The organism is Streptomyces sp. NPDC059256, from assembly GCF_042753785.1.
Lineage (GTDB): Bacteria > Actinomycetota > Actinomycetes > Streptomycetales > Streptomycetaceae > Streptomyces.
Genome location: NZ_JBHYZO010000004.1, coordinates 371,347 through 388,763 on the forward strand (window position 1 = coordinate 371,347; position 17,417 = coordinate 388,763).

Below are 17,417 nucleotides of genomic sequence, written 5' to 3' on the forward strand. Positions count from 1 at the left end.
CGAACGCGACGGGGGTGGTAGGGGCCGCGGCCCCCGACCCGTTCGGCTACGACTACGCTCCCGCGCGCCCGTACGGATCGCCGTCGGACGCCGGCCGAGCGGCCGGGGGCCATCCCGGGCACGAGACGGGATTCGCGCCCGGGTTCGGCGCGGAGTACGACCCGGTGGGCGGGCCCGAGGCCGGACCCCATGACCTCGCGGACCCGTACGCGCCCTTCCCGCGGACCGAGGCGGAACCCGGGCCGTTCCAGGGGGAGTGGGAGGCATCGGAGTCGGTGACCGGCTCCCACGCACCGTGGGACGGGTTCGCGTCCGACCCGCTCGGTCCGCTGGACGGATCGCCGGGGCTCGGCCCGATGCCGGGCAGCGGGTTCGCCCCGGGCGGCGGTTTCGATCAGCACGGTGGGTTCGACCAACACAGTGGGTTCGATCAGCACGGCGGGTTCCAGCAAGGCAGCGCTTTCGACCAGGGCAGCGGCTTCCTCCCCGCCGGCGGGGACTGGGACTTCTCCGGCCTGGCCAACGGCTCGGGGCCGGGCGTCGGAGGGCTCTCCGACCACTTCGATCCCTACCACGCGTCCGATGAGGCGACCGGGCCGCCGCTGGACCACCGCTTCACCCCGGGCCCCGGGCCCGTCTTCCGCCCCCTGCCCAGCCTCTTCGACCAGCCGGAAGCAGCGGCCGGCGTCCCGTACCCATGGTTCGAAGGCTCCCTCGGCCCCCAGGCGCACGACCCCGCACTGGACGTCGACCTCGGCCCGGACGCCTACGAGGACGCCCGGCCCGGACCGCAGCAGGGCACCCCGCCGCAGCCCGCACCGACGCAGCCCCTCCCACCGCACCCCGTACCGCCTGGACCCGATGCGCCGAAGGCCCCGGCGGAGCCACGACTGCCCACCGCCCCCGTCCGTCGGCGCGCGGCCGACCGGCCGGACTCCCTGCGCAAACTCGTCCCCCAGGCACTCGTGGTCGCCTTCCTCGCCGGTGGCACCTCCGCCTTCGTTGCCAGCGACAAGGCCGTGCGCCTCACCGTCGACGGCGTCCCCCGCACGATGCACACCTTCGCCGACGACGTCGAGGAACTCCTCGCGGACGAGGGCGTCGAGGTCGGCGACCACGATCTGGTCGCCCCTTCGCCCGGTCAGGACCTCGTCAGCGGCGATGACGTCGTCGTCCGCTACGGCAGGCCCGTCACCCTCACGCTCGATGGGGAACGCCGTCGGGTGTGGACCACCGCCCGCACCGTCGAAGGCGCCCTGCGCCAACTCGGGGTGCGCGCCGAGGGCGCCCATCTCTCCGCGTCCCGTTCGCTGCCGATCTCCCGTCGCGGCCTCGCCCTCGACGTGCGGACCGAACGCGCCGTCACCTTCATGGCTGACGGCCGCGCACGCACCGTCCGCACCACCGCGGCCACCGTCGCGCAGGCCCTGGCCGAGGCCGGCATCACCCTCCGCGGACAGGACACCACCTCCGTGGCCCCGGACAGCTTCCCGCGGCAGGGGCAGACGGTGACCGTGATGCGGATCTCCGGCTCACGCGAGGTGCGCGAGGAGTCGATCCCGTACGACACGGTCAGGACCGAGGACCCGCAGCTGTTCCGGGGCACCGAGATCGTCACCCAGCAGGGCCGGCCGGGTACCCGGCGGGTCACCTATGAACTGCGGAGCGTCAACGGCGTCCGGCAGAAGCCGAAGAAGCTCGCGGACGAAGTGGTCCAGGAGCCGGTGACCCGACTGATCAAGGTCGGCACCCAGCGGATGCCCCAATCCGTCGAGGGCGCCGAAGGACTCAACTGGGACGCGCTCGCCCGGTGCGAGTCCGGTGGCCGCCCCGACTCCGTGGACTCGTCGGGCACGCACGGCGGCCTGTACCAGTTCGACACCGGCACCTGGCGGGCCCTGGGCGGCAGCGGCCGACCGCAGGACGCACCCGCCGCCGAGCAGACGTACCGGGCGAAGAAGCTGTACGTGCAAAGGGGCGCGACTCCGTGGCCGCACTGCGGCCGTAGGCTGTATCGGTGAGCACCACTGAGCCCGACGCACTTCTGAGCCCCGCCGACATTCGCGAACTGGCCGCAGCACTGGGCGTACGCCCCACCAAGCAGCGCGGTCAGAACTTCGTCATCGACGCCAACACCGTCCGCCGGATCGTCCGTACCGCGCAGGTGCGCGCCGACGATGTGGTCGTGGAGGTGGGACCGGGGCTGGGCTCGCTGACCCTGGCGCTCCTGGAGGCGGCCGACGAGGTGGTCGCCGTCGAGATCGACGACGTACTCGCGAGTGCCCTGCCCGCCACGATCCTCGCCCGGCTGCCCGAGCGCGCCACGCACTTCTCCCTCGTCCACTCGGACGCGATGCTCATCGAGGAACTGCCCGGCCCGCCGCCGACCGCACTGGTCGCGAACCTTCCGTACAACGTGGCCGTGCCCGTGCTCCTGCACATGCTCGACCGCTTCCCCAGCATCGAGCGGACGCTGGTCATGGTGCAGGCCGAGGTCGCGGACCGACTGGCCGCGTCTCCGGGCAACAAGGTGTACGGAGTGCCGTCCGTGAAGGCGAACTGGTACGCCGATGTGAAGCGGGCCGGCTCCATCGGACGCAATGTGTTCTGGCCCGCTCCCAACGTGGACTCCGGTCTGGTCTCCCTCGTGCGCCGCGACCCACCGGAGACCACCGCCACCAAGGCGGAGGTGTTCGCCGTGGTCGACGCCGCGTTCGCCCAGCGCCGCAAGACCCTGCGCGCGGCCCTCTCGGGCTGGGCCGGCTCCCCCGCGGCTGCCGAAGAGGCCCTGGTGGCGGCCGGGGTCTCGCCCCAGGCGCGCGGCGAGTCCCTGACGGTGGCGGAGTTCGCCAGGATCGCGGAGGCCAAGGCATGAGCGGTGTCGACGACCGGAGCGTGACCGTACGCGTCCCCGCCAAGGTCAACGTCCAACTGGCCGTGGGCGGCGCCCGCCCCGACGGCTTCCACGACCTGGCCAACGTCTTCCTCGCCGTGTCCCTGTTCGACGAGGTGACGGTGACCCCCGCCGCCCGGCTGACCGTCACCTGCGCGGGGCCCGACGCCCACCAGGTCCCCCTGGACACATCGAACCTGGCGGCGCGCGCCGCCACCCTGCTCGCCGAACGCCACGGCATCGCCCCCGATGTGCACATCCACATCGCCAAGGACATTCCCGTCGCCGGTGGCATGGCCGGAGGCAGCGCGGACGGTGCTGCGGCGCTGCTGGCCTGCGACGCCCTGTGGGGGCTGCACTCCACCCGCGCAGCCCTGCTCGCCGACTGCGCGGAACTGGGCAGCGACGTCCCCTTCAGCCTGGTCGGCGGGGCGGCGCTCGGTACCGGGCGCGGGGAACAGCTCACCGAACTGCCCGTGGGCGGCAACTTCCACTGGGTCTTCGCGGCGGCGGACGGTGGACTGTCGACCCCCGCGGTGTACGGCGAGTTCGATCGCCTCAACGAAGGCGTGCAGGTGCCCGCGCCCCGGGCGTCCGGCGCGCTGCTGGAGGCGCTCCGCTCCGGAGACCCCACCGCACTGGCCGGGGCCCTCTCCAACGACCTCCAGCCCGCGGCCCTGTCCCTGCGGCCCTCCCTGCGCTCCACCCTGGACCTGGGCATGTCGGCCGGTGCGCTCGCCGCTCTCGTCTCGGGCTCCGGTCCCACGACGGCGTTCCTGGCCAAGAACGCGGAAGCGGCGACCGCGGTGGCCGAAGCGCTCAGGGCATCGGGCACCTGCCGCACGGCCCGGGTGGCGACTTCCCCCGCGCCGGGCGCCACCATCGTCTGAACGCCCGCGCCACCCGTACTCAGATACGGACATGAGTACGACGACCCTGACCGCGAACCCACCCCGCGGGCGACCGTATGACGCATGGAAGCACGCGTTCGCGATCTCGCCGCCGCAACACCCGACACCCGGGACCGGTACGTCGACCTGCTCCGGGTCGCCTCCCTGGGTGTCGTGGTGCTCGGGCACTGGCTGATGGCTGCCGTCACGGACGACGGCGTCGGCAATCTCCTCGCCGTGGTCCCCGAGTTGCAGCTGCTCACCTGGGCGCTCCAGATCATGCCGGTCTTCTTCTTCGTCGGCGGGTTCTCGCACGCGCTCTCCTACCGTTCCCTGCGCCGCAGGCACCCCGAGGGATCGCCCCTGTACGCGGTGTTCCTGCGCGCCCGGCTCAGGCGCCTGCTGCGGCCGACCGTGGTGTTCATCCTGGTCTGGGGCGTCGCTGCGCTGATCGTGCAACTCCTCGACGGCGACGGCGGGCTGACCGGTGTCGCCCTGCGACTGGTCACCCAGCCGCTGTGGTTCATCGGGATCTATCTGGCGATGGTCGCCTTCACCCCGCTGCTGCTGAAGCTGCACGAGCGCCACGGCTGGACCGCCTTCGGCGCCCTCGTCGCCGGTGCCGCGGCCGTCGACGTGGCGCGCTTCGCCTTCGACGTGCCGCACATCGCCTTCGCGAACTTCGTCTTCGTCTGGCTCGCCGTCCACCAACTGGGCTTCCTCCGGGCCGACGGCCGCATTCGGATGCCCGCCGCGCTCGCCGGCGCCGGACTGCTCGGCGCCGCCGCACTGGTCGCGTACGGGCCCTATCCGCTCTCCATGGTGGGGATGCCGGGCGAGAAGGTGTCCAACATGGCCCCGCCCACCCTCGCCCTGCTCTGCCACGGCCTCTGGCTCGTCGGAGCGGTCGAACTGCTGAAGAACCCGGGCACCCGGCTCGTGCGGCGCCCCCGCGTCTGGCACGCGGTCGTCGCCGCGAACGGCCTGGCCATGACCGCCTTCCTCTGGCACCTGACCGCGATGCTCGGGGTGTACGGGGCGATGCTCGCGCTCGACATCCCGCTGCCCGAGCCCGCATCCGCCGCCTGGTGGGTGCAGACCCCGATCCGCATCGCGCTCGCCGCGGGAATCACCGCACTCCTGGTCGCGACCTTCCGCACCTTCGAGCACCCCAAGGCCACCGGCCCGGGGACGGGTGGCTCAGGACCCGTTGCGGCGGTGGGGATCACGCTCTGCCTGCTGGGGGTCCTCGGGCTGTCCATGGTGGGCTTCGCCGGACTGCTGGAGGGCAGGTCGGCGATGCTGATAGCGGTCGAGGTCACCGCCCCCACGACGGTTGCGATGGCGCTGATCGGCTGGCTGCTGGTCGAGCGGGCGGGCGGTGGGCGCCCTGCCGTACGGGACGGGGCGACGGGAGGGAAGTGACGGGCTCCCCGGGCGCTTGCTGAGCGCGATTCTGGGCGGTCCGCACGGCGACTACTCTGGAAGCCGATCCGTCCCCCCGTACAGGAGAGTAATGGCCGTCAATCTGGTCAATGTCGAGGCTGTCAGCAAGGTGTACGGGACCCGTCCCCTGCTGGACTCCATTTCCCTCGGCGTCTCCGAAGGTGACCGCATCGGTGTCGTCGGGCGCAACGGCGACGGCAAGACCACCTTGATCCGGATGCTCGCGAAGCTGGAGGAGCCCGACACCGGCCGGGTCACCCAGAGCGGCGGCCTCCAGTTGGGCGTCCTCACCCAGCACGACTCCCTCGACCCCGAGGCGACGGTGCGCCACGAGGTCATCGGGGACCTCGCCGACCATGAGTGGGCGGGCAACGCCAAGATCCGGGATGTGCTCACCGGTCTGTTCGGCGGGCTCGACCTGCCGGGATTCCCCCAGGGCCTGGACACCGTCATCGCACCGCTCTCCGGTGGTGAGCGCCGTCGGATCGCCCTGGCGCAGCTCCTCATCGCCGATCAGGACCTCCTCGTCCTCGACGAGCCCACCAACCACCTCGATGTCGAGGGCATCGCCTGGCTCGCCCGCCACCTCCAGGCCCGGCGCTCGGCGCTGGTCTGCGTCACCCACGACCGCTGGTTCCTGGACCAGGTGTGCACCCGTATGTGGGACGTCCAGCGCGGCGCGGTCTACGAGTACGAGGGCGGCTACAGCGACTACGTCTTCGCCCGGGCCGAGCGCGAGCGCATCGCCGCCACCGAGGAGTCCAAGCGGCAGAACCTGATGCGCAAGGAGCTGGCCTGGCTGCGGCGCGGTGCACCCGCCCGCACCTCCAAGCCGCGCTACCGCATCGAGGCAGCCAATGAGCTGATCGCGGACGTGCCGCCGCTGCGGGACTCCAGCGAGTTGATGAAGTTCGCCAGTGCCCGGCTCGGCAAGACCGTCTTCGACCTGGAGGACGTGTCCATCGAGGCCGGCCCGAAGCTGCTGCTGAAGCATCTGACCTGGCAGCTGGGCCCCGGTGACCGGATCGGCCTGGTCGGGGTGAACGGCGCGGGCAAGACCTCGCTGCTGCGGGCGCTCGCCGACGCCCAGAGCAGTGGTGGTGAGATCCAGCCAGCCGTAGGGAAGATCACCGTCGGCAGGACCGTACGACTGGCGTACCTCTCCCAGGACGTCACCGAACTGCCGCCCGCGCTGAGGGTGCTGGAGGCCGTCCAGCAGATCCGGGACCGCGTCGACCTCGGCAAGGGCCGGGAGATGACCGCGGGCCAGTTGTGCGAGCAGTTCGGCTTCGGCAAGGAGAAGCAGTGGACGCCGGTCGGCGACCTCTCCGGTGGTGAGCGCCGACGGCTGCAACTGCTGCGGCTGTTGATGGACGAGCCGAACGTCCTCTTCCTGGACGAGCCCACCAACGACCTCGACATCGAGACCCTGACCCAGTTGGAGGACCTGCTCGACGGCTGGCCCGGCTCGATGGTGGTCATCTCCCACGACCGGTTCTTCATCGAGCGCACCACGGACCGCACCTTCGCCCTCCTCGGCGATCTGACGTTGCGGATGCTGCCGCGCGGCATCGATGAGTATCTGGAGCGGCGGCAGAAGATGATCGAGGCCGCGGTGCCCGTGCTGGTGGAGTCCGCGGCGCCCAAGGCGAAGTCCGCCGGAGAAGCGCGCGCCGCTCAGAAGGAATTGCAGCGAATCGAGCGCAGGCTCGACAAGATTTCCGACAGCGAACGGAATCTGCACACCCAAATCGCCGAGAACGCCACCGATTTCGAGAAGGTCGGAAAGCTGGACGCGGATCTGCGCGCGCTGTTGGGAGAGCGCGAGGAGTTGGAGATGCGTTGGCTGGAATTGGCTGAAGATTCCTGAGCCGTTCTTGGCGTTCCGCTTCCCACAAGAGCGTGGAAACTTGGTGGAGAAGGCGTAACAACGGCATTACAGGCCGGTCCGCCCTTGGGTACAGCGTGGACCGGACACGCATCTGAACTGACTCGGGTGATAGAAAGAAGTCCCGCTCAGATGCAGTGAGAACGCGGGACCCCTGTCCGAAAACGCTCCGTCCCGGTGGCGGCCCCTACCCACGGGGTCACCGGGGCAGCGGGGGAGGCAGCTCGGGCGGCGGTTCCGTACGAAGGGGGATGCGCTGATGTCTCAGCCGCCCGAACAGGAACCGCAGGGAGGCTTCGGAGCTCCCCAGGACCCGCATCAGCAGGTCCCTCAGCCGCCCGCCGCCCCACCGGCGCAGCCACCCACCGGCCCGCCGAGCTACGGCTATCCGCAGCAACCGCCGCAACAGCCACAGCAACCCGGCCCGTACGGTCAGCAGCCGCAGCCGCAGCAGCCTGGCCCGTACGGTCAGCAGCCCGGCCCCTACCAGCAGCAGCCCGGGCCCTACCAGCAGGCTCCCGGTCCGTACGGTCAACCGCCGCAGCAGCCGCAACAGCCCAGTCCGTACGGTCAGCAGCCGCCGGCCGGTGCGCCGGGCTACGGCTATCCGCAGCAGCCCGCGCCCTTCCAGCAGGCTCCCGGCCAGTACGGCTACCCCCAGCAACCGCAGTACCCGGGCGGTCCCGTACCGCCCCCACCGCCGAACAGCGGTGGACCCGGCCGGTTCTTCAAGGGCAAGCCGGGGGTCATCATCGCCGGGGCGGTGGCCGCCCTCCTCGTGATCGGCGGCGGCACGTACCTCCTCGTCGGCGGCGATGACGAGGGCAAGAGCAAGAAGAAGAACGTCAGCAAGAGCGAGGACCCGAAGCCCTCCACCTCCGCATCGGTCGACGAGGGCGACGGCAGCGGCGGCGAGAAGGCCGACGACGACCTCAACGCCGGCCGTAAGAGCGGCGAGGCGAAGGTCCTCTTCCTGACGACGAACGACGTGGACCTGCCGCGCAACGGCTCCGACGTGTACGGGCCCTGGGTGTCGGGCGATGTCGTGGCCAAGGCCATGTACAAGGAAGTCGCCGGGTACTCGGTCACCGACGGCACCAAGAAGTGGTCCGTACCCGTCGCCACCGAGGTGTGCTCGGCCCCCGCACAGGCATCCGCCGATGGGAAGATCGTCGTCGGCGTCAAGAACGGCACCACCGACAAGGCCAAGTGCCTCGATCTCCAGATGATCGACATCAAGACCGGCAAGGCCGGTTGGAAGAAGTCCATCCCCGAGGGATTCGGCTTCTCCGGTCTCAGCGAGTTCACCCTCTCGATCAGCGGAAACACCCTCACCGCGGCCGGCACCGGCAACTCCTACGGGTTCTCACTGGCCGATGGCAGCCAGCTCTTCAAGGGACCGACCTCGGGCTGCAAGCCGTTCGCCTTCGCCGGCGGACCCAAGCTGCTCGCCGCCTCCAGTTGCCCATCGGCCGACTACAGCAAGCCCCAACAGCAGCTCCACGAGGTGGACCCGACCACGGGCAAGAACCGGTGGACCTTCAAGCTGAAGCCGGGCTGGGAAGTCGACAAGGTCTACTCGACCAACCCGACGGTGGTCTCCCTGATCCAGCGCGAACCGAAGAAGTGGGCGATCCTCGCGCTCAACGCGAACGGCACCCAGCGCTCGCAGATCGACGGTGGGAAGGACAAGTTCCGCCCGCGCTGCGGCGGCTCGTTCGTCATCTTCGGCGAGAACCTGGAGGGCTGCACCGGCGTCGCCGCCGATGCCAACACCTTCTATATGTCGACCGAGGGCCAGCGGCTCGGCGGTGCCAACGAGGTCGTCGCCTTCAACCTCGACACCGGCAAGGCCAAGTGGCGCTCCCCGGCCATCGGCGACCGGGCGATGACCCCGCTGCGGATGGAGGGCGACGACCTCCTCGTCTACCAGTCGGGATCGTTCAGCAAGGGCGGCGCGGTGGCCACGATCTCCCCGGCCGGCGGTGCACCCAAGGTGCTGCTCCAGCACCCGGAGTCGACCTCGCGGATCGAAGGCACCATCTGGACGCCGCGCATGGTCTACGCCGACGGCCGGTTCTTCATGGCGAGCACCCGTGTCTCCGCGTCCAACGACGCCGAGGAGAAGCAGGTCAAAACCATGATGGCGTTCGGCAAGTGAGCAGCTTCACCCCTGGTTCCCGGGGGCCGGTCCACACCGGCCCCCGGGCCGCTCGCCGGCTGGACGCGCCGGCTGCTCTCGGGCCGGGCCGCAGCACCCGCGCGGACCCCTTCCCGGTCTCCCACTCCCCTTCAGAGGTACGTACGCCATGACGCAGCCACCTCCGCCGAACCAGCCACCGCAGGGCGGTGGTTTCGGCGCACCGCAGGAGCCGCCCGCAGGGGGCTTCGGAGCCCCGCAGGAGCCTTCGGGCCAGGGCTTCGGTGCTCCGACGCCCGCTCCCCAGGGCCAGCCCGGATACGGCTATCCGCAGGCGCCCGGGGCACCCCAGCAACCGCAGTACGGCTATCCCCAGCAGGCACCGCCGCAACAACCGGGGTACGGCCAACAACCGGCCTATGGCCATCCGACCGCGCCCATGCAGCCGCAGTACGCGGCCCCGGGTCAGGGAGGAGGCCCCGGGGGCGGCAAGAAGATCAGCACCCAGATGCGGATCATCATCGCGGCTGCCGTCGCGGTGGTCCTGATCGTGGGCAGCGGGGTCTACTTCGCCAGCACCCGGGACGACGGCAAGAAGGACACCGCCGACAAGAACGCGTCCCAGCCCAAGGACGGCTCCTCGGAGGGCGGTTCGGGCGGCGAAAAGGGCGACGGCGAAGGCAAGGCCGGTGACGGCCCGGGCAAGGAGAAGGCGCCCGCCAACGTCAACTCGAAGGTCGCCTTCCAACTGCCGGAACCGGCCCGTACCGACCTCACGGACGTCCAGGGCTCCTGGGTGACCGACAAGGCGTACGTGAAGCCCGGAGTGCAGTCGATCACCGGCTATGACGCGGCCAAGGGCACCGTTCTGTGGACCCTGCCGCTGCCGGGCCAGATCTGTGCGTCCTCCCGTCAGCAGCCCACCGACAACAAGGTCGCGATCGCCTTCGAGGCAGGCAAGCGCACACCCCCGCGCAACTACCAGAAGTGCACGGAGGTCGGTGTCGTCGATCTGGCGGCCGGCAAGCTGTTGTGGAGCAAGTCCCTCACCAGCACCACCACCGGCGACGGCAAGGTGAGCTTCAACGAGATCACCCAGAGCGGCCAGACGGTGGCCGCCGGCGGCCTGGACGGCGGAGCGGCCTTCGACCTCAACAGCGGCGCCATCCGCTGGAAGCCGACGGTCAACGCCGACCAGTGCGAGGACCTGGGATACGGCGGCGGCCCCGCGCTGGTCGCGATCCGCAAGTGCGGTGGCTACGACAATCCCCAGCTCATCGTGCAGGCGGTCAACCCCGACAACGGGACCCCGCTGTTCTCGTACAAGCTGCCGGCCGGCGTCGAGTACGCGAGCGTCGTGTCCAGCAAGCCGCTCGTGGTCGCAGCCGACGTGGGCGACACGGCCGGCTCCAGCGGTTTCTCCGACCTCTTCTCGCTGGACGACAAGGGCACGCTCCGGGCCAAGATCTCGGCGACGGGTGACAAGTTCGAGGCGCGCTGCCGGGTCACCGAGGTGGAGAACTGCACCAAGATCGTCGTCGGCAACGGCCGGGTCTACCTCCCGACCGCCGACCACGACGGCGCCAGCGAGTACGGCGACACCAACGAGATCGTCTCGTACGACCTCGCCACCGGAAAGCCCACCAGCGACCGGGCGGATGCGGGCGACCGCTACACGATGTTCCCGTTGCGCATGGACGGCGGCAACATCATCGCCTACAAGTGGCCCCCGTATGACGCGGGCGGTCAGGTCGTCAGCATCGACGGCGCCACCTTCAAGCAGACCGTGCTCATGGAGAACCCGTCGGACCGTTCGGTACGGGAGTCCGAGACCGCCTTCTCCTCGGACTCGGCCGAGTACCGGTTCGCCAATGGCCGGCTCTATGTCGGTGCCACGTTGATGAGCAAGTCGTCCATCGGAAAGAAGTATCTGGCCGTCGCCTTCAGTACGGCCGACTGATAGCCGCTTCTCCCGCTTCCTTGGCCCGGCCGATCGGTGAACCGAAATGCCGGGCCAAGGTCATGCTTTGGTCATGGGAAGGTCATAAGTAGCCCTGTTTGGTGAAGAATTCGGCAGTACGGGGGACTTCTCACAAGTTAGCGCGGCGCAAAGTCGAACAAGCGTGTAACTTGCCGGGGCAGGGCCGGGGTGGAGCGGCAGCGGCGGGGGATAGGAGTTGCTCGATGGGCGTGCGGCTCATGGTGGTCGACGATCACCGACTGCTCGCGGAGGCGCTCGCCTCAGCATTGAAGTTGCGGGGGCACCGGGTGCTCGCCGCAGCGGCGCCGGCCGCGGGTGCGGCTGATCTGGTGGTCAGTAGGGCGCCGGAAGTTTGTCTGTTGGGCACGGCGACGCCGGCGGAGCCGGGCGCCTTCGACCCGATCGTGAAGATCAAGCGGGAGCGGCCCCAGGTGGCCGTGGTGGTTCTGGGCCCGGTGCCTTCCCCTCGCGGCATCGCAGCGGCCTTCGCCGCCGGTGCCTCCGGGTATGTGCGCCACGACGAACGCATAGAGGGCGTCGAGCGGGCCATGGTCAAGGCGCGGGCGGGCGAGGCGGTGGTCGCCCCTCAGCTCCTCCAGGGCGCTTTTTCGGAACTGCTCAACCCGGTGGCCCAACCCGACGACGAGGGGCAGCGGTTGCTGCACCTGCTGACCCCGCGCGAGGTCGAGGTGCTGGTGCGGGTCGCCGAGGGGGAGGACACCCGGCTGATCGCGGCGGGCATGGGGATCGCGCCCAGCACCGCCCGCACCCATGTCCAGCGGGTCTTGATGAAGCTCGGCGTCGGCTCCCGGTTGGAGGCCGCCGCGCTGGCTGCCCGCACGGGGCTGCTGGACCGGGCGGCGGCGTCGCCGGGGGTCTTCCCGCCCGCGCTGACATCCACGGTGCCCCGGCCGTCATTGCCGATGGAGCGCTGACCACCGAGTCGTTACGCGTGCCTTCGGGCGGCGGTGTTCAGCACCGCGGTCCGGCCGTGTCGCCGAGCAGTACGCATGTCGAAGACGCAGCGGCCTTGCCGCACCCCCGTTCGCGGAGGGTGCGGCAAGGCCGCTCTGCTGTGTCCGTCGTGCCTGTTGCTTCGGTCGGCGTTGCTGCTGCCCGTGCTGGTGGCGCCTGCGCCGTTGACCGCCCTTCCGGTGTTGAGCTTGCTGGTTCCTCGATGGATCCCCGGCCGCTGAGCGGGCGGTCCGAACGGGTGGTCCGATCACGACAGCCTGACCGAAGACCAGCGCGTTCCTTGCCATGAATGTTTGATTGTGATTTTTTATGTGTGATTCTGTTGGAGTAGGAGGGAGTCTGTGGGTGAAGAAGACCGCGACCCGTCTGGCCGATGGCCGGGAGCTGCTCTACTACGACTGCCGTGACGACACCGTGCGCGAGGTGGTCGACCGACGGCCCCTCGCCCCCGTCACCACCGGCTCGGAGATCCGGCGCGATCCCCTGCTCGGCGACTTCGTCGCCATCGCCTCCCACCGCCAGGAGCGCACCTATCAGCCGCCGCCCGGCGAATGCCCCCTCTGCCCGTCCCGGGACGGCCGCGTCAGCGAGATCCCGGCCGCCGACTACGACGTGGTCGTCTTCGAGAATCGTTTCCCCTCCCTGGCGGGGGACTTCGGCCGCTGCGAAGTCGTCTGCTTCACCCCCGACCACCACGCCTCCTTCGCCGACCTCGACGAGGAGCAGACCGCACTCGTCCTCGACGCCTGGACCGATCGCACCGCGGCCCTCGCCGCCCGCCCCGGGGTCGAGCAGGTCTTCTGCTTCGAGAACCGCGGCGCCGACATCGGAGTGACGCTCGGCCACCCCCACGGACAGATCTACGCCTATCCCTTCGTGACCCCCCGTACGGCCCTGATGCTGCGATCGGTCGACGAACACCGACGGAACACCGGCGGCAACCTCTTCGATGACGTGGTCGCCCGTGAACTGGCCCAGCGCGAACGGATGGTTCTCATGGGAGGGGAGTGGCTGGCGTTTGTGCCCTATGCCGCGCACTGGCCGTACGAGGTCCATCTATATCCACGGCGTCGCGTCGCCGACCTCCGTGGGCTCGATGAAGCGGCCCGAGCGGAATTCCCCCGGATCTATCTCGAACTCCTTCGAAGATTCGACCGATTGTTCGGAATCTCCGGGCCCCCGACGCCCTATATCTCCGCGTGGCACCAGGCGCCCTTCCACGCACCGGGCCGGGATGACTTCGCACTCCATCTAGAGCTTTTCACCATTCGCAGGACTTCCGGCAAGCTGAAGTACCTGGCCGGCTCCGAGTCCGGTATGAGCGTCTTCATCAACGATGTGCAGCCGGAGTCCGCGGCCCGGCGACTGCGAGAGGCGGCGAGTCAATGAGCAGGTACCTGGTGACCGGTGGAGCCGGATACATCGGCAGTGTGGTGACGCACCATCTGCTGTCGGCGGGACACGAGGTCACCGTCCTCGACAATCTCTCCACGGGATTTCGCACGGCGGTCCCCGAGGGTGCCGACTTCATCGAGGGGGACGTCCGAGAGGCCGCCGACTGGCTTGACCCCGCCTACGCCGGAGTCCTCCACTTCGCGGCCTTCTCCCAGGTCGGCGAGTCCGTCCAGCACCCGGAGAAGTACTGGGAGAACAACACGGCCGGCACGATGGCACTGCTCGCGGCCATGCGCAGCCACCAGGTGCGGACCCTCGTCTTCTCCTCCACGGCCGCGGTGTACGGGGAGCCCGCCCGCACGCCCGTCACCGAGACCGATCCGACCACGCCCACCAACCCCTACGGCGCTACCAAACTCGCCGTGGACCACATGATCTCGGGCGAGGCCGCAGCCCATGGGCTCGCCGCGGTGTCCCTGCGCTACTTCAATGTCGCCGGTGCCTACCGGGGCTTCGGCGAACGCCATGACCCCGAGTCCCATCTGATCCCGCTCGTCCTCGGCGTGGCCCTCGGCACCCGGGCGTCCATCTCCGTGTACGGGGACGACTACCCCACTCCTGACGGCACCTGCGTACGCGACTACATCCATGTCGCCGACCTCGCCGAAGCCCATCTGCTGGCGCTCGGTGCGGCGGCTCCCGGAGAGCATCTGATCTGCAACCTCGGCAACGGCCAGGGCTTTTCGGTGCGCGAGGTCATCGACGCCGTGCGCGAGATCACCGGACACCCGGTGCCGGTGGTCCCCGCACCCCGCCGTCCCGGCGATCCGGCCGCCCTGGTGGCGTCCGCGACCCTCGCCCGGGAGCGCCTGGGCTGGACGCCCAAGCGCTCGGACCTCACCGGGATCATCACGGACGCCTGGGAGTTCGCCCGAGGGCGTGCCTCATGAGCGAGGGCGTGTGGACCGCACCCGGCCGGGTGAACCTCATCGGTGAACACACCGACTACAACGACGGTCTGGTGATGCCCTTCGCCCTACCGCTGTCGATCGAGGTCAGCGCGGACCGGGGTACCCCCGGACGGCTGCGGCTCTCCTCGGCGAACGTCCCGGGCCAGAGCGTCGAACTCCGGGTCGAGGACCTCGCACCCGGCCGTGGACCCGGCGGTTGGAGCGACTATCCCGCGGGGGTGGTCTGGGCCCTGCGGGAGGCGGGCCATCCGGTCACGGGTGCCGACCTCCACTTCGATTCGACGCTGCCGACGGGCGCCGGGCTCTCCTCGTCGGCGGCACTGGAGGTCGTCACCGCGCTGGCCCTCGTCGACCTCTACGCACTGGACCTGGACCGTACGGAACTCGCCCTGCTCTGCCGGCGCGCGGAGAACGTCTACGCGGGCGCCCCCACCGGGATCATGGACCAGATGGCCTCCGCGTGCTGCACCGATGGGCACGCCCTGCTGCTGGACACCCGCGATCTGTCCCGCCGACAGATCCCCCTGGACCTCGCAGCGCACGACCTGGCACTCCTGGTCGTCGACACCCGTGTCACCCATGCGCACAGCCAAGGGGAGTACGGGGAACGCCGTGCGGGCTGTGAGGCCGCGGCGCGGCTACTGGGGCTCCCCGCCCTTCGGGACCTGGTCCCCGAGCACCTCCCGGCGGCGCTGGAGCGACTGCCGGCGGCACTGGGCCCCCTGGTGCGCCATGTGGTGACCGAGAACGTCCGGGTGGAGCGGGCAGCGGACCTGCTGCTGACGGGTGCGCCCGAGGAGCTCGGTCCGATCCTCACCGAGGGCCATGCCTCGCTGCGTGACGACTTCCGGGTGTCCTGTCCGGAACTGGATCTCGTGGTGGAGGCGGCGCTGGCCGCGGGTGCGCTCGGGGCGCGGATGACCGGTGGTGGATTCGGCGGCTCGGCGATCGCCCTCGTCGCCGGGCCGCGGGTGCGGGCGGTGGGGGACGCGGTTGAGTCCGCCTTCGCCCGGGCGTCGTACCGCCCGCCCGAGGTGTGGGAGGCCGTTGCCGCGAGTGGGGCGAGACGCCTTTCCTGAGCCGCTTCTCCGACCCCCCCCTACATCGGGACTGCGCCGCGGGATTTCCTTTCCGGTGAAGGTTCGCGACCGCATCCTGTCCGGTGTCACGGTGCGGCCTCTCGGCCGGGTGCCGGGAGCCCGGAGCGGGTTGGTCGCCGGTCGGGCGGGTTGGAGAAAGCGCGGGGTAGAAGAAGTACGTCGACTCTCCATCGCCAACTCGTCGATCTCTGTCGACTTCCGCCCCAATACCAAACAATCAGCCCACCTGGCACAGTTCAGGCAATCAGTTCTGCAAATATCCTTCCCCCAGGTCCCCCCGCCCGTACTCTGATCCTCAGCGCCGGTGGGGGCCGGTGTTGATCAGGGGGCGAGACAGTCGGATAGGACACCCGGGGGCGGGGTACCAGGACCAGCACGGCATTGGCCGGGCGGATGCTGCAACCATGTCTCCGGGCGCCGAGTCCGTCGATCGCCCTCCGAGCCAGGGGGTGTCTGTGGTCCGTATTCGGGTCCTGGTGGTTGATGACCACCGAATCTTTGCTGAGTCGCTCGCTGCCGCACTCGCGGCCGAGCCCGACGTCGACGTCGCCGCTGCCGGTAGTGGACCTGCCGCACTGCGATGTCTGGAGCGGGCAGCGGGTGAAGGTCGCGCGTTCGACGTGATGCTCGTCGACGCCGATCTCGGCGCGGCGCACGGCGGTTTCGCCCGTGCGCCCGTTGCCCGTGCCGTTTCCGACGAGGGCGATGACGGCCTCGTGGACGGCATAACGCTGGTCGAGGGCGTGCGCTCCGGACAGCCGGCCGTACGCACGGTGGTGCTGGCCGAGAAGGACGATCCGCGCCGGGCCGCCCTGGCGCTCCAGGCCGGGGCCTCCGGCTGGGTCGCCAAGGACTGCTCGCTCCAGCGGCTGTTGGCCGTGATCCGTGGAGTGCTGAGGGATGAGACGCATCTGCCGCCGGCACTGCTCACCGGTGTGTTGCGGGAGTTGACGGCGGCGCGCAAGCACCGCACCGAGAGCGAGAGGCTCGTGGAGTCCCTCACCCCGCGCGAGCGCGAGGTGTTGAGGTGCATGGTCGCGGGGCTCGGGCGCAAGGCCGTGGCCGAGCGGCTCTTCCTGTCCCCGCACACCGTCCGCACCCATATGCAGAACGTGCTGGGCAAGCTGGGCGTGCACTCCACGCTCGCCGCGGTGGCGCTCGCACGCCGTGCGGGTGTGGGGCCGGTGGACCTAGCCGGGGATGTTGTCGAACGGGGCGGTCAGCTGGCGTAGCAACGCCGCCAGCTCCGCCCGCTGGGCCCGGGACAGCTCGCCGAGGATCGCACGCTCTTGGTCGAGCAGTCCCGCCAGCGCCTGGTCCGCGCGGTCCCGGCCCTCGGCGGTCAGGCGCACCAGTACACCGCGCCGGTCGCTGGGGTCGGGCAGCCGCTCCACGAGACCCTTCTTGGCCAGCCTGTCGATGCGGTTGGTCATGGTGCCCGATGTGACCAGCGTCTGGGTCAGCAGTTGGCCGGGGGAGAGCTGATAGGGCGCCCCCGCGCGGCGCAGAGAGGTCAGCACGTCGAACTCCCACGGTTCGAGCTGGTGCTCCGAGAACGCGAGTCGACGGGCGCGATCGAGATGACGGGCGAGCCGGGAGACCCGGCTGAGCACCTCCAGCGGTTCCACGTCGAGGTCAGGGCGCTCGCGACGCCACGCTGCGACCAGTCGATCGACCTCGTCCTCCATAAAGATCAGTGTAGAGGGTCTGTCGACATGAAGTCTCTTGACGTCAAGAT

Annotated in this window: 13 protein-coding genes; 12 read left to right on the plus strand and 1 reads right to left on the minus strand. The window is 70.1% G+C overall.

The features are described 5' to 3' along the window. Positions 1 to 647: 647 nt before the first annotated feature. The 12 genes from ACFXJL_RS13130 (at position 648) to ACFXJL_RS13185 (ending at position 16,911) form a co-directional block, all read left to right on the plus strand. Positions 648 to 2,021: a ubiquitin-like domain-containing protein gene (locus ACFXJL_RS13130; RefSeq protein ID WP_384692136.1), complete on the plus strand. Its 1,374-nt coding sequence runs from the start codon at positions 648 to 650 to the stop codon at positions 2,019 to 2,021. Beyond that, the gene (rsmA, locus tag ACFXJL_RS13135; RefSeq protein ID WP_384691868.1) at positions 2,018 to 2,875 is read left to right on the plus strand and encodes a 16S rRNA (adenine(1518)-N(6)/adenine(1519)-N(6))-dimethyltransferase RsmA; all 858 of its coding nucleotides are present in this window, start codon (positions 2,018 to 2,020) and stop codon (positions 2,873 to 2,875) included. Before ACFXJL_RS13130 ends, rsmA begins: the two co-directional genes overlap by 4 nt. After that, positions 2,872 to 3,783 (plus strand): 4-(cytidine 5'-diphospho)-2-C-methyl-D-erythritol kinase, encoded by a 912-nt coding sequence (locus ACFXJL_RS13140; protein WP_384691871.1) that lies wholly within the window; start codon positions 2,872 to 2,874, stop codon positions 3,781 to 3,783. The genes rsmA and ACFXJL_RS13140 overlap by 4 nt, the downstream gene beginning before the upstream one ends. Before the next feature lie 84 nt (positions 3,784 to 3,867). Continuing rightward, entirely contained in the window at positions 3,868 to 5,208 is a 1,341-nt protein-coding gene (locus ACFXJL_RS13145) for an acyltransferase (protein WP_384691874.1), read from the plus strand. A 91-nt stretch (positions 5,209 to 5,299) separates the two neighbouring features. After that, the gene (locus ACFXJL_RS13150; RefSeq protein WP_358877273.1) at positions 5,300 to 7,099 is read left to right on the plus strand and encodes an ABC-F family ATP-binding cassette domain-containing protein; all 1,800 of its coding nucleotides are present in this window, start codon (positions 5,300 to 5,302) and stop codon (positions 7,097 to 7,099) included. Between the two features lie 277 nt (positions 7,100 to 7,376). Then, entirely contained in the window at positions 7,377 to 9,278 is a 1,902-nt protein-coding gene (locus ACFXJL_RS13155; protein WP_384691877.1) for a PQQ-binding-like beta-propeller repeat protein, read from the plus strand. Between the two features lie 148 nt (positions 9,279 to 9,426). Beyond that, positions 9,427 to 11,217, plus strand: coding sequence for a PQQ-binding-like beta-propeller repeat protein (locus tag ACFXJL_RS13160; protein ID WP_384691880.1), 1,791 nt, complete (start codon positions 9,427 to 9,429; stop codon positions 11,215 to 11,217). A gap of 224 nt (positions 11,218 to 11,441) precedes the next feature. Beyond that, positions 11,442 to 12,173, plus strand: a complete 732-nt coding sequence (locus ACFXJL_RS13165; RefSeq protein ID WP_358877276.1) for a LuxR C-terminal-related transcriptional regulator — start codon at positions 11,442 to 11,444, stop codon at positions 12,171 to 12,173. Between the two features lie 385 nt (positions 12,174 to 12,558). Continuing rightward, on the plus strand, positions 12,559 to 13,602 hold the full coding sequence (galT, locus tag ACFXJL_RS13170) for a galactose-1-phosphate uridylyltransferase (RefSeq protein ID WP_358877277.1): 1,044 nt from the start codon (positions 12,559 to 12,561) through the stop codon (positions 13,600 to 13,602). Further along, positions 13,599 to 14,558 carry a UDP-glucose 4-epimerase GalE gene (galE, locus tag ACFXJL_RS13175; RefSeq protein ID WP_384635853.1) on the plus strand — a complete coding sequence of 320 codons (960 nt, stop codon included), beginning with the start codon at positions 13,599 to 13,601 and terminating at the stop codon, positions 14,556 to 14,558. The genes galT and galE overlap by 4 nt, the downstream gene beginning before the upstream one ends. Further along, entirely contained in the window at positions 14,555 to 15,658 is a 1,104-nt protein-coding gene (galK, locus tag ACFXJL_RS13180; RefSeq protein WP_384691885.1) for a galactokinase, read from the plus strand. Before galE ends, galK begins: the two co-directional genes overlap by 4 nt. Before the next feature lie 476 nt (positions 15,659 to 16,134). Further along, entirely contained in the window at positions 16,135 to 16,911 is a 777-nt protein-coding gene (locus tag ACFXJL_RS13185) for a response regulator transcription factor (RefSeq protein WP_358877280.1), read from the plus strand. Here ACFXJL_RS13185 and tamR read toward each other — a convergent pair. Then, positions 16,870 to 17,367 carry a MarR family transcriptional regulator TamR gene (gene tamR / locus ACFXJL_RS13190; protein WP_329020134.1) on the minus strand — a complete coding sequence of 166 codons (498 nt, stop codon included), beginning with the start codon at positions 17,365 to 17,367 and terminating at the stop codon, positions 16,870 to 16,872. The two genes, ACFXJL_RS13185 and tamR, sit on opposite strands and share 42 nt — an antisense overlap. Positions 17,368 to 17,417 lie beyond the last annotated feature (50 nt).